Here is a 13,483-nt window from a genome sequence, read left to right on the forward strand (position 1 = left end):
AACGCTGAATTGAAACGACCGTATTACACGGTCGCCTTGAAATGCCCCGGAAACGCCCGTCCCTTATTGGGGCGGGCGTTTGGCAAGGAGAAACTATGAGCTGGCTCGACAAGCTGCTGCCCCCGAAGATCAAGCAAACCGATCCGACGCAGCGCAACAAGAGCATCCCGGAAGGGCTGTGGATCAAGTGCCCGTCGTGCGAAGCCGTGCTGTATCGCGCCGACGTGGAAGCGAATCTGCATGTCTGCCCGAAGTGCGACCATCACATGCGTATCGGCTCGCGCGCGCGTCTGAACGCGCTGCTCGATCCCGAAGGCCGCTATGAACTGGGCCAGGAAATCGTGCCGGTCGACGCACTGAAGTTCAAGGACAGCCGCAAGTACCCGGATCGCATCAAGGAAGCGATGGACGACACCGGCGAGACCGACGCGATGGTGGTGATGGGCGGCGCGATTCACACGTTGCCGGTCGTCGTCGCCTGCTTCGAGTTCTCGTTCATGGCCGGCTCGATGGGCTCGGTGGTCGGCGAGCGCTTCGTGCGCGGTGCGCAGAACGCACTGGAGCAGGGCGTGCCGTTCATCTGCGTGACCGCTTCGGGCGGTGCACGTATGCAGGAAAGTCTGCTGTCGCTGATGCAGATGGCGAAGACTACGGCCATGCTGACCAAGCTGTCCGACGCCAAGCTGCCGTTTATCTCTGTGCTGACCGATCCGACGATGGGCGGTGTGTCGGCCAGCTTCGCCTTCCTGGGCGATGTGGTGATCGCAGAGCCGAAGGCGCTGATCGGCTTCGCCGGCCCGCGCGTGATCGAGCAGACCGTGCGCGAAAAGCTGCCGGAAGGCTTCCAGCGTTCAGAGTTCCTGTTGCAAAAGGGTGCGATCGACATGATCGTCAACCGTCGCGACATGCGCGACGAGATCGCGCGACTGATCGCGCTGATGCAGCGTCAGCCGGCAGACGCCGTCGCCTGATACTCGATGCCTGACGCGCGTGAGTCGCACATGACTTGCGCGTGCTCACGCTGGCGATGACGTTATGCGTGTGGTTGCCGTGCCCCAAAGGGCGGTGCAACGGCGTAGAATGACGCAACGCCACGCAAGCGCTGCACCCGCGGCGCCTGACAGCATCACTTAGCAGGATATGAAGCGCGGACGTTCGTGACGTCCGCGTTTTTGTTTTTCTGCCCGCACATCATGCCGACATACTCCACTCTCGACGCCTGGCTCGCCCATCTTGAAACCGCTCATCCTGTGGGCATCGACATGGGCCTCACGCGCATTGGTCGCGTGAAAGACGCCCTCGGCCTGCAATTTCCGTGTCCCGTCTTCACGGTCGGCGGCACGAACGGCAAGGGCTCGACCTGCGCCATCATCGAAGCCATTCTGCTGTCGGCCGGTTACCGCGTAGGCTGCCACACGTCGCCGCATCTGATCTCGTTCAACGAGCGCGCGCGCGTGAACGGCGAGATCGTCGACGACGCCACGCTGCTGCCGCATTTCGAAGCCGTGGAGAAAGCCCGCACGAGTTTCGACGAGCCGGTCTCGCTCACGTACTTCGAATTCACCACGCTCGCGATCATGCATATGTTCGCGACGGCCGGGCTTGATGCCGTCATTCTCGAAGTGGGCTTGGGCGGCCGACTGGACGCCGTGAACATCGTCGACGCGGATTGCGCCGTCATCACGAGCATCGACATCGATCACCAGCAGTATCTCGGTAACACACGCGAAGCCATCGCGATCGAGAAGGCGGGCATCTTCCGCGCGGGCAAACCGGCGGTTTGCGGCGACCCGATGCCACCTGCCACGCTGCTTGCCGAGGCTGAGCGCATCGGCGCCGATCTGTGGCTGTTCGGTCGCGACTTCAACTATCAGGGCGACAAGCAGCAGTGGAGCTATGGCGGACGTCAGATGCGTCGCCCGGCGCTGGCCTATCCGGCGCTTCGTGGCGCGAATCAGTTGCTCAATGCGTCGGCGGCACTCGCTGCGCTCGAATCGATGCGCGACGTGTTGCCGGTCTCGGCGCAGGACATTCGGCTGGGGCTCGCATCGGTCGAGCTGCCGGGACGTTTTCAGGTACTGCCGGGGCGTCCGGCCGTGGTGCTCGATGTCGCGCACAACCCGCACGCTGCCGCAGCGCTGGGTCACAACCTCGACGGCATGGGCTTCTTTCCGTACACGTACGCCGTGTTCGGGGCGATGGCCGACAAGGATATCGAAGGCGTGCTGCGACATCTGGTCGACAAGGTCGATCACTGGCGTTTGTGCGCGTTGCCGACGGAGCGGGCCGCGAGTCCGGCGCTGCTCGAAGAAAAGCTTCGAGCGGTCGGGTTTGTCGAAGATGCCGATCATTCGGTCGAAACCTTCGAATCCCCTGAGAAAGCCTATGCTGCCGCGCTCGAGCAGTGCGGCGAGAATGATAGAATTGTGGTTTTTGGATCGTTCTTTACGGTGGCGGGTGTGATGTCGCACCGCAAATTGCAACGCCATTGAGCGCAAAAGCGCGTATGCCGTGACATTTGCTTACGAGAAATGTCATGCGCATGACGCACCGGATGCGCGATGATCAGTCCAACGACGCAAGTTTCGACCTGAGCCAAGGGCCTATGGGATTGTTTTCCTTCCGCAAGAAAGACGCCGAAGCCGTTCCCCCGAAGCGCGGTAGCCGCAGGAGCGGCCGCACCGGCACCCGTACGGCGGGAGGAGGGGGCGAGTACAGCGAGCACGAGCAACTCGACCCGCTGCTGCCCGAAAAGCAACGCGCGCGCCGCCGTCTGGTCGGCGCGTTGGCGCTGGTGCTCGCGGCTGTCATCATTTTGCCGATGGTGCTCGCGCCCGAGCCGAAGCCGACGGCCGACGACATCGCCATCCAGATTCCCGGTAAAGACGCCAACTCACCGCCCGTGCGCGTGAAGCCGCAAGCGGCTGCCGTTCCGTCGTCCGACGCGTCGCTCGACAAGGGCGAAGAGGCGGTCGACAGCAGCACGCTGGCGAACAACGCCAAGCCCGCACCGGCACCGACCGGCGTGCCGCCGTCTGCCGCTGCGCCGACACCGGCCCCGTCGCCCGCGCCGAGCGTGGTGCCTGAGCCGCAGGTCGCGCAGGCCAAGCCGGAGCACAAGCCGGAAACCAAGCCTGACGTCAAGAAGCCGGAGCAGCACGCTGATACGAAGCCGGCGGCCAAGCCGGACTCGCACGACACTGCCAAGACGCAGACGAAGCCCGCGCAAGCCAACAACAACGTCGCCGATCCGATCGCGCAGTTCGCGCAGAACAACACGGCGGCCAAACCCGCCGCCAAGCCGGACAATCACGATACCGCGCAGAAGACTGCCTCGAACGGCAAGTTCCTGGTGCGTATTGGCGCGTTCTCGACGCAGGACCGTGCGCAGGCGTGGCTCGTCAAACTCAAACTGGTGAACGTGCCGAGCTACATGGTCAAGAGTTCGGTCGACGGCCGCGAACTGTATCTGCTGCGGGCAGGCCCGTTCCCGGATCGCACGTCGGCCGAAGCGGCTGGCAAGAAGATTCGCGATGCTGGTCTGACGGCGCAGGTCGCCGAGGCGGGCTGAGTTGGGCGATACGGTGCATAGCGGTCTGTTGACCGTGGTGGATTACGCGGCCATCGCCATTCTGGTCGGCTCGATGTTGCTGGGCATGTTGCGCGGTCTGGTGCGCGAGTTGTTCAACCTCGTGGGCTGGGTGGTGGCGTTCTTCGTCGCACGCGCTTTCGGTCCGAGCGTCGCGCACTGGCTCCCGGCCGATTTGCCGGGCGGCGAACTGACGCAAGGGGCGTTGGGTTTTCTGCTGGTGCTGGTGGCCGTAGTGTTCGGCGCCGGGATCGTCAGCGCGCTCGTGGGGCGCATGACCGACATGATCGGCCTGCGTCCGGCGGATCGCGGGTTGGGCATGCTTTTTGGCATTGTTCGCGGCATTTTGCTCTTGATGTTGTTGATGGTCGCCGCCAAGTTAACGACATTGCCGCAACAACCGGTCTGGCAGCACTCGGTGACGCGTCCGTGGGTCGAGGCAGGTCTGGAGCGGCTGATGCCGTATCTGCCGGAGCCGGTGCAGTACTACCTGCGCAAGCCTGACGCCGCCGTGCCGAGCGTTAATCCATTGGGAAAGACGCTTCCCTTGCCACAGATGGAACCTTATCGCGGCGCGCCTGAGCCGGGCGGGCAGGGTGGTCAGGGCATGCAGCCCGGCACTCCGGGCCAGCCGTCGGGCGGACAGAATGGACAGAGCGGTGCGTCGAATGGTGCTATCGATCAGGTAGCACGCGGCGTGACGACCGAAGTGGTGAATGAAGTGAAGGCTGGCGCTACGAAGGCCGTCTCGACCCGATTGTCGAACCTGATGGGTGGCGCGGGGACAGGATTGAGCGCGCAGGGTGCGGGCGACGCGGCGAATGGTCAGCAGCAGGGATGGGGAATGCGCAGTGGCGGATCGAACGGATCGCCCACGCCATCGACCGGCCTGCACAAGGTTTCCGAATGACGGATAATACAGTCCGTTTGATGCAGATTTCGATGTTTTTTGAAGGATTCATGCCATGTGTGGCATCGTCGGTGTAGTCTCCAAATCCCCGGTCAACCAGTTCATCTACGATAGTCTGCTGCTGTTGCAGCACCGCGGCCAGGACGCCGCAGGTATCGCGACGACGGATGGCCAGTCCTTCTACATGCACAAGGGCAACGGTATGGTGCGCGACGTGTTCCGCACGCGCAACATGCGCGACTTGCCGGGCACGGTGGGCATCGGTCAGGTGCGCTATCCGACCGCAGGCTCGTCGAGCGCCGCACAGGCCCAGCCGTTCTACGTGAATGCCCCGTACGGCATCGTGCTCGCCCACAACGGCAACCTGACGAATTGGGAACAGCTCAAGGACGAGATGTTCCGTGTCGATCGTCGCCACATCAACACCACGTCCGACTCCGAAGTGCTGCTCAACGTGCTCGCGCACGAACTGCAGGAAAGCTCGCGCGACGGCCTCTCCGTCGACTCGCTGTTCCAGGCCGTGGGCAAGGTGCACAACCGCCTGCGCGGCTCGTACGCCATCGTCTCCATCATCTCCGGTTTCGGTCTGCTCGCCTTCCGCGACCCGCACGGCATTCGTCCGCTGTGTATCGGCCGCTTCGACGGCCCGAACGGCACGGAGTGGATGATTGCATCGGAATCGGTAGCTCTCGAAGGCATGGGCTTCGCGTTCGAGCGCGACGTCAAGCCGGGCGAGGCGATCTTCATCAGCAATGACGGCGAACTGACGTCGCAGCAATGCGCGCCGGAATCGTCGATGCATCCGTGCATTTTCGAACTCGTGTATCTGGCCCGTCCGGATTCGGTGCTCGACGGCGTGCCCGTCTACGACGCCCGTCTGCGCATGGGTGACTACCTCGCCGAGAAGATTCGCCGCGAGATCGATTACAAGGACATCGACGTCGTCATGCCGATCCCGGATTCCAGCCGTCCCGCTGCGATGCAAGTCGCCAAGCGTCTGGGTCTGAACTACCGTGAAGGTTTCTTCAAGAACCGTTACGTCGGCCGTACCTTCATCATGCCCGGCCAGGCGATGCGCAAGAAGTCGGTGCGTCAGAAGCTCAATGCGATGCGCGTCGAGTTCAAGGACAAGAACGTGCTGATCGTCGACGACTCGATCGTGCGCGGCACGACCAGCCAGGAAATCGTGCAGATGGCGCGCGACGCCGGTGCTCGCAAGGTGATCTTCGCCTCGGCTGCGCCGCCCGTGAAGTTCCCGAACGTGTACGGCATCGACATGCCCACGCGCAGCGAACTGGTTGCCCATGATCGCAGCGACGAAGAAGTGGCTCGCATCATCGGCGCAGACGAACTGATCTATCAGGACGTCGAGGACATGAAGGCCGCGGTACGCGATATCAACCCGGCGCTGTCGGACTTCGACGCCTCGTGCTTCGACGGTAACTACATCACCGGCGACGTTACGCCCGAGTACCTGAATCGTCTGGAGCAGCAACGCAAGGCACCGAAGGCGCCGGTAGCGGAAGCGAGCGAAGGCGATGAAGGCGAACCGCGCGGCGCACAACTGGGCCTCTGAGCCATGCGCAGCCGGGTCTGACATGGCCGGAAGGCTTGTCAGGCCGGGGCTGCCGAGGCCACCGGAGCGGTCGGCGGAGTTTTTCCTTCTCCTCCGGCAACGTGCTACACTGCTTCTCACGTCGATTTGATTTCAGCTTGCGGACGTGGGGGAATATCCCCGAAACAGCTAAAGCGAGGCCTAGACAGATGGATTTCGAGCCCGTTTTGCTGACAAGCGAAACGGGCTTTTCTTTTTTTGGCCGGCGAGTGCGCCGACCCAATGACGAGACACACGATGGATTCCTTCGACTTCGATACCCTGGCGGTGCGCGCGGGCACGCAACGCTCCGAGTTTGGTGAACACTCCGAGGCGCTGTTCCTGACCTCGAGCTTCGTATTCAAGAGCGCGGCCGAGGCCGCCGAGCGCTTCGCCCATTCGGAAGAAGGGTTCACGTACTCGCGCTTCACCAACCCGACCGTATCGATGTTCCAGGACCGTCTGGCCGCGCTCGAAGGCGGCGAGGCCTGTATGGCGACGGCGTCGGGCATGAGCGCCATCGTCTCGGTGGTGATGACGGCCCTGTCGGCGGGCGACCACCTCGTCAGTTCGCAGAGCATCTTCGGCTCGACGCTGAACGTGTTCTCGCAGATCTTCAGCCGCTTCGGTGTCGAGACGACCTTTGTCGATCCGACCGACCTCGACGCCTGGCGCGCCGCGATCCGTCCGAACACGAAGATGTTCTTCCTGGAGACGCCGTCCAACCCGCTCACCGACATCGCCGACATCGAAGCCATCGGCAAGATCGCGAAGGAAGCGGGCGCATTGTTCGTCGTCGACAACTGTTTCTGCACGCCGGTGTTGCAGCGTCCGATCGAGTACGGAGCAGACGTTGTGGTGCACTCGGCAACGAAGTACCTCGACGGTCAGGGCCGTGTGCTGGGCGGCGCGATCGTCGGCAAGAAGGACTTCATCATGGGCAAGGTCTTCACGTTCGTGCGCAGCGCGGGCCCGACGCTCTCGGCGTTCAACGCGTGGGTGTTGCTCAAGGGCATGGAAACGCTGTCGTTGCGTGTCGAGAAGCAATCGGCTAACGCGCTGGAACTCGCGCAATGGCTGGAGAAGCAGCCGCAGATCGGCCGTGTGTACTACCCGGGCCTGCCGTCGCATCCGCAATACGAACTTGCGAAGCGTCAGCAAAAGGCGGGCGGTGCGATTGTCGCCTTCGAACTCAAGGGCGCGACGCCTGCCGAGCAGCGCGAGAACGCATGGCGTCTGATCGACAACACCCGTGTGTGCTCGATTACCGGTAACCTCGGTGATACGCGTACGACCATCACGCACCCGGCCAGCACGACGCACGGCCGTATCACGCCGGAAGCGCGTGCCGCAGCGGGCATCACCGAAGGGCTGATTCGTCTGGCCGTCGGTCTGGAGTCGCCGGCCGACATTCAGGCCGATCTGGCGCGCGGTTTCGTGAGCTGAGCGGATCGAACCCGTCATGAGCAAATTCTGGAGTGCGGGCGTCGCCGATCTGACGCCCTATGTCCCCGGTGAGCAGCCGCAGATGCAGCGGCTCATCAAACTCAATACCAACGAGAATCCGTACGGTCCGTCGCCGCGCGTGCTCGCCGCCATTCGTGACGCGCTGGGCGCCGATGCCGATGCCCTGAAGCTGTATCCGGACCCGGATGCACGCCGCTTCAAGCAGGCCATCGCGACGCGTTTCGGTCTGGAAGTGGCTAACGTTCACGTAGGCAACGGTTCGGACGAAGTGCTGGCCAACGTGTTTCAGGGCCTGCTCAAGCACGACAAGCCGATCCTGTATCCGGACATCACGTATAGCTTCTATCCGGTGTACTGCGGGCTGTATGGCGTGGCGTTCGAGAACGTGCCGCTGACCGACACGTTCGAGATCGACGTTGATGCATACCTCAAGCCGAACGGCGGCATCATTTTCCCGAATCCGAACGCGCCGACCGGGCGTGCGCTGGCGTCGGGCGAGATCGAGCGTCTGCTGGCAGGCAACCCGGATTCGGTGGTGGTGATCGATGAGGCTTACATCGACTTCGGTGGCGAGACGGCGGCGACGCTGATCGCGAAATATCCGAATCTGCTCGTTGTGCAAACGCTTTCGAAATCGCGCTCGCTGGCGGGGTTGCGGCTGGGTTTTGCCATCGGTCATCCGGATCTGATCGAAGCACTGGAGCGCGTGAAGAACAGCTTCAACTCGTATCCGCTCGACCGCCTTGCGCAAGCGGCGGGCGTTGCGGCCATCGAAGACGAAGCTTATTTCAACGAGACGCGTCAGGCCGTGATCGCGAGCCGCGATGCGCTCACAGCACGGCTGTCGGCACTCGGTTTCGACGTGCTGCCGTCGACGGCGAACTTCGTGTTCGTGCGTCATCCGTCGCACGACGCGGCGCAACTGGCGGCGTCGTTGCGTGAGCGTTCGATCATCGTGCGTCACTTCAAGCACGCGCGCATTGCCCAGTTCCTGCGAATTACGGTGGGAACGGAGAGCGAGTGTCAGGCGTTGACGGATGCGCTGAAGGAAGTGCTCGGCGCCTGAGCGATAAGCGCGATGAGCGCGACAAGCGCACATCTGTTTGACGGTGCAATTGCCGTCTGCACGAAACGATGGGGGAAGAATGCGATGTCGCATCCTTCCCCCATTTGCTTTTCGGCGTTCCCTACGTCATGCGGCCAAGCAACCAAGCGGCCAAGCGTCACGACGATCCATTCGATCCGCTCGCAACGCTCACGAGAGATGTGAGCGATCTTAATCGCGCCGCAGGCGAGCGGAGGATGATCGTGAGTTGCAGCGCGAAACCCAAGGCCATCGCGATCAGGCACGCTTTGATGCCGAGCGACGAAGCGACCCACGCACCCAGAAAAGCGCCGAGCGGACGCGCACCGAACGTCGCCGTCATCGTCGCGGCCGACACGCGCGCGATCAGGCCGCCCGGCGTGACCACCTGGCGCAGCGAGGTCGTGGAGATCGTCCACACAATCGGGCCGAAGCCGAACAGAAAGAACGCGATGAAGACCAGCCCGTGGGCAACACCGTGCCTATCGCCGACGGCCAGCATCGAAGTCGACGCCATCAACAATGCCGCGCCAGCGGCGCAAACCGGCCCCAAAAGGATCTGTCGTCCGAACGACAGCCGTTGCGCGATGCGCGCGTAACCCATCGCGCCGCACACCATCCCGAAGCCGTACACGCCCAATGCTGCGCCAACGGCCTGCGCAGAGAATGCGAGCGCGTCGATGGCGTAGTACGCGAAGATCGCCAGCAGTAGATACCACGACGTGTTGAACACGAAGGCCGTTGCGACGATCGATCGCAGATAGGCATTTGTCGCGATGAAGCGAATGCCTTGCGCCAGTTCGCGCTTGAAGTCGCGATGCGACGGCGCGCGGGGCGCCTCTTCAGGCAGACGTGACAGCCAGAACGCGCTGCCGAGCGATAACGCGAAGGCCGCCGCAAACGCAAACATGCCCGACGCCACACCGGCGAGCACACCGCCAATGGCTGGCCCTGCGGTGAAGGCGATACTGCGCGCGGTTTCGAGCTGCCGGTTCGCGGCGAGCAGATGCGCCGGGCCGACGAGCATGGCCACGAGCGATGGCGCCGCCGCCCCGAAGACGACCGTCCCCGAGGCCATCGCGAAGCCCAGTGCACCGAGGGCCGTGAGCGACAGCCACTTCATCTGGAACAGCGCGAACAGCAGCAGTAATGCGACGGCACGCAGCAGCTCTGTGGCGATCATCAGCGGTTTGCGCCGGTAGCGGTCGGCGAGCACGCCCGCAGGCAGAGAGAGTAGCAAGAAGGGCAGCGTCGTTGCGGCTTGCAACGAGGCCGTCTGCTCTGCGGACGCCTGCAACGCAATCACCGCCACAATCGGAATGACGGCCAACGTCATCTGTTCACTGAACTGTGCGGCGAGATTCGCACGCGAGAGCGACGTGACGAGCGAAACAACGCGTTCGTCGGGCGACGCGGTGTCGGGTGCGATGGGTGTATCCGCCTCGGCTGTGGCGGCGGTCGGGCAGGGCGAGAGCGGCGGTCGAGCGTCTGACATGGAAGTCCCTTCGAGATCGATATCACGAAGGGAGTCTAGGCAGATCCGAGTTGGCAGACGCTCCGGTTCTTGCTATTGAATTGACGTTCCCCGCTGTTAGCCCGCGTCGGCCGCGAGGGCTGTGTGCCCTGACGGTACCCCTGACGGCACATAGGCTCGGCCGTTGATGCGGCGGGGCGTGGGCACAAATGCATCGCTCAACACATCGTGCGACGCGTTGTAGTACGGCGTGTCGATGTCGAGCAGGCCGAGCATCGTGTGGTCCAGACGGTCGGTCTGATACGGTCGCTGCTCCAGCGCCGGGCGTGCTTTCGCATCGACGGCGTTGCGTGACCAGACGAGCATCGGAATCTCGTAACCGGAGGCGTCGGCCACCGACTGGCCCGAGTGATTGCGCGTGTGACCGACCTCTTGCGCGTGGTCTGAACTGTACAGCAGACTCGCGTCCGACGATCCTGTTGCAGCCATCGTCTTTCGAATCAGACTGGAGACGACGAAGTCGTTGTAAGCGATTGCGTTGTCGTAGTCGTTTCGCGCATGACGTACCCAGAGCGAGCGCCCCTGCGCTTCGAGCGTGGCCATCACGCTGTCGTCGGTATTGTCGAAACGCGCGAACTCGTCGGGGTAGCGCATATCGTAGGTCGGGTGCGCGCCCAGCAAGTGCACGACGATGAGCTTGCGCGGGGCGTCGCTCGCCAACGCCGCTTCGAAGTCCGGCAGCAGATTGCCGTCGTAGTTGTTCTCGCCGCGTCCGGCGCCCTTATTGATGAAGACACGCTCGTCTGCACGGTTGGCGACTAACCCGAGCCACCCGTCGTTGGGCATCTGATTCGAGATCCAATACGTGCGGAATCCAGCCTCTTTGGCGAGCATCACGAGGTCGGGTTTGCTCGTCCAGGCGTCGGGGTCGTCGAGGTTTGCGGGCGTGAGCATCTTCATGAGCGAAGCCATCGTCGCCGGTTCCGAGGACACGACATCGCGGAACACGATGAGATCGTCGCGCATCGTGTCGAGCATCGGTGTGGTGTTGCGTGCGTAGCCGTAGAGCGACATGTTGTTGCGGTTCGAACTCTCGCCAATCACCCACACCACCGTCTTTTGCTCCGGTCCGCGATACTGCACATGCCAGTCGGCACGCTGCGCCATGTTGCGATCGAGCTGACGCTGCAATTCGTCGGCGTGCGCCAACTGTCCCTTGTAGTCGAGGTAACGAAGTGGCCAGTAAAGGACGGGATTTTCCTTGGCCATCGTCGGGTTCAGATGCAGCGCGACGAAGCCGGTGAAGAGTGTGGCCACAGCGACCTTGCTGCGGCGTCGCAGCGGACGGTGAGCCGCCGCGCGCGGCAGGAGGCGCTCCAGCACGACCACTGCCGTCATCAGAATCGTGAAGACGGCGCTGGCTTCGGCCACGTCGCGCCAGTTATGGCGAAAGAACTCGCTCGTCTCGGCCGGATTGGTGTTGAACACCGCCTGCAACACAAGCAGATGATTCGGACGCAGACCGAAATAATCGCGCAGGAATCCTTTGGTTGCCGCATCGAGAAAGAACACGGCGATGACGCCCAGCGTGGTAGCGCTGAGCCATGCAGGTCTCGCGCGCAGCAGAAGGCACAGGCCGCCGAGTCCCGGCAGGGCCGTTGCCATGATCGCCGCACTCTTGCCGAACTCGTTCGCGCTGAGCATGCCAAGCGCCCAGAACAGGGCGAGTCCGCCGAGCCCAAGCCCGAGGCGATAAAACAGTGATTTCAAGATGGTCATCCCCCAAAGCTGCCGACACGTCAGGGCGTGTCTGTCGATTGCTGCCACGGGGGCCTTGGGTGGCCCGACCGAGCATGGCAGCAATTAGATCGCAGCTTCGACCGCAGTTCGCGTATTTGGTGTCGTGGGGACGCTATTTTTGGGACGAATGCCGTTCGGTATTCCGAAATGACTCAGGAACTTGTTGTGGCGAAGGTCACTGAAGATCAGTGCAAGCGTGCGCCGTTGGGCACTTTGCGCTCCACACCGGCCAGGACGATGGCGCCGTCGGTGTCGGCAAAGCCGGTCACCAGCACCTCGGACACGACGCCTGCGATGCGCTTCGGCCCGAAATTGCACACGCACAGTACCTGTCGGCCGACGAGGGCCTCCGGCGTGTAGTGCACCGTGATCTGCGCGCTCGATGTCTTTACGCCCAGCTCGCCCAGATCGACTTCCAGCACATACGCGGGCTTCTTCGCCTTTTCATTGACGCGCGCCGACACGACCGTGCCCACGCGCAGCTCGATTTTCTCGAAATCTTGCCATTCGATGGTGTTCGGGGTCTCGGTCTTGTGTTCGGAATCCGTCATTTGCTGCTCCGTTCGCGATGCGATGGGGGAAGGAACAGAGGAGCGTAACGCGTCGCGCGTGGGAATGGCTTGTGAAATCCGGCAGACAGCGTCGGCAGAGGGTCCGTAAGGGCTGTCAGTTGGCAGTCCGGGCGCGTCGCCAAGCGGCAGGCGTCAGCCCGAAATGCTGACGGAAGGCATGGGTGAGGGCGCTTTGATCGTTGAAGCCGACGTCCAGCGCGATGTCGGCGAGCGGCGCCGCTTCATCGAGCAGCAGCGAAGCGGCGCGAGCGAGCCGCAGGCGCATGAGATGCCGATGAGGCGTCTCGCCGGTCATCGCGACGAAGCAGTCGTGGAAATGTCGCACGCTCATGCCCGCTTCCCGCGCGAGCGTGGCGGTGTCGAGCGGTGTGGCGAGATCGGCTTGCAGGCGCGCGTCGACTTGCGACAGATCCAGTCGCACAGTGCGCGAGGCATGACGTGCCGGTGCCAGCCGGGGCGTGAGTGCGGCAAGCCATTCCCGCACGACGGGGTCGTCTGCATCGAGCGGACGTCCGGCATCCACGCTGGCGCTCACCCGATGCACCAGCGCCAGCAGCCCGGCATCCAGCGCGAAGAACGCTTCACGCGAGAAGGTGCGTGCCGTGCCGGTGGCGTTGGCAATTGCGGCGGGGACATCCAGCACGATCTGCCGGTTCGGTCCGTCGCCCCGATAGCCATGCCGCACGCCTGCCGGAATGACCACGCCGTTGCGTGCGCCCACGCGTCCGTGCTGGGTGGCGTCGCCATCGAGCGAGAGCGACATGCGTCCGGACAGTCCGATCACGACCTGATGGAAGTCGTGTGTGTCGGTGCTATCGGTGGCACGGTACTCGCGAAGCTCGAGGATCGGGGCGGACATGGTAATGAGGTGGCGCGATTATCACCGCCAGAAGGAATAAGGCGGCGAAGGTGCATGACTTCAGGTTATGAGAAAACGCGCAAAGCTATCCCGGATTGATTGGTTCGGGCGCGCGGAGCGCCTCGCTACACTGG

General features: G+C 63.2%; 11 protein-coding genes. 7 read left to right on the top strand and 4 right to left on the bottom strand.

Features of this window, described 5'->3' with window-relative positions:
- The first annotated feature begins 95 nt into the window (after positions 1-95).
- From accD to hisC, 7 genes are all read left to right on the top strand, one after another.
- Positions 96-971, top strand: a complete 876-nt coding sequence (gene accD, locus PCO31010_RS14535) for an acetyl-CoA carboxylase, carboxyltransferase subunit beta (protein ID WP_150664879.1) — start codon at positions 96-98, stop codon at positions 969-971.
- A gap of 222 nt (positions 972-1,193) precedes the next feature.
- Positions 1,194-2,492 carry a bifunctional tetrahydrofolate synthase/dihydrofolate synthase gene (gene folC / locus PCO31010_RS14540; protein ID WP_150664880.1) on the top strand — a complete coding sequence of 433 codons (1,299 nt, stop codon included), beginning with the start codon at positions 1,194-1,196 and terminating at the stop codon, positions 2,490-2,492.
- Positions 2,493-2,536: 44 nt separating this feature from the next.
- Positions 2,537-3,571 (top strand): SPOR domain-containing protein, encoded by a 1,035-nt coding sequence (locus PCO31010_RS14545; RefSeq protein ID WP_150664881.1) that lies wholly within the window; start codon positions 2,537-2,539, stop codon positions 3,569-3,571.
- A gap of 1 nt (position 3,572) precedes the next feature.
- Complete coding sequence (locus PCO31010_RS14550; RefSeq protein ID WP_150664882.1) at positions 3,573-4,499, top strand: CvpA family protein; 927 nt, start codon at positions 3,573-3,575, stop codon at positions 4,497-4,499.
- Positions 4,500-4,554: 55 nt separating this feature from the next.
- Positions 4,555-6,075, top strand: coding sequence for an amidophosphoribosyltransferase (gene purF, locus PCO31010_RS14555; RefSeq protein ID WP_150664883.1), 1,521 nt, complete (start codon positions 4,555-4,557; stop codon positions 6,073-6,075).
- A gap of 276 nt (positions 6,076-6,351) precedes the next feature.
- A complete protein-coding gene (locus PCO31010_RS14560; protein ID WP_052252956.1) occupies positions 6,352-7,539 on the top strand; it encodes an O-succinylhomoserine sulfhydrylase in 1,188 nt (395 codons plus the stop codon).
- A gap of 16 nt (positions 7,540-7,555) precedes the next feature.
- Positions 7,556-8,626, top strand: a complete 1,071-nt coding sequence (hisC, locus tag PCO31010_RS14565; protein ID WP_150664884.1) for a histidinol-phosphate transaminase — start codon at positions 7,556-7,558, stop codon at positions 8,624-8,626.
- Positions 8,627-8,783: 157 nt separating this feature from the next.
- On the opposite strand, the gene PCO31010_RS14570 is transcribed toward hisC, so the two are convergent.
- The 4 genes from PCO31010_RS14570 to PCO31010_RS14585 all read right to left on the bottom strand — a co-directional run bounded on the left by PCO31010_RS14570 (position 8,784) and on the right by PCO31010_RS14585 (position 13,349).
- The gene (locus PCO31010_RS14570; protein ID WP_150664885.1) at positions 8,784-10,139 is read right to left on the bottom strand and encodes an MFS transporter; all 1,356 of its coding nucleotides are present in this window, start codon (positions 10,137-10,139) and stop codon (positions 8,784-8,786) included.
- 96 nt (positions 10,140-10,235) lie between these two features.
- The gene (locus PCO31010_RS14575; protein ID WP_246184610.1) at positions 10,236-11,888 is read right to left on the bottom strand and encodes a phosphoethanolamine transferase; all 1,653 of its coding nucleotides are present in this window, start codon (positions 11,886-11,888) and stop codon (positions 10,236-10,238) included.
- 215 nt (positions 11,889-12,103) lie between these two features.
- A complete protein-coding gene (locus tag PCO31010_RS14580; RefSeq protein WP_150664887.1) occupies positions 12,104-12,469 on the bottom strand; it encodes a tRNA-binding protein in 366 nt (121 codons plus the stop codon).
- A 115-nt stretch (positions 12,470-12,584) separates the two neighbouring features.
- Positions 12,585-13,349 (bottom strand): AraC family transcriptional regulator, encoded by a 765-nt coding sequence (locus tag PCO31010_RS14585; RefSeq protein ID WP_150664888.1) that lies wholly within the window; start codon positions 13,347-13,349, stop codon positions 12,585-12,587.
- Positions 13,350-13,483 lie beyond the last annotated feature (134 nt).

Source organism: Pandoraea commovens, from assembly GCF_902459615.1.
GTDB classification, from domain to species: Bacteria; Pseudomonadota; Gammaproteobacteria; order Burkholderiales; family Burkholderiaceae; genus Pandoraea; species Pandoraea commovens.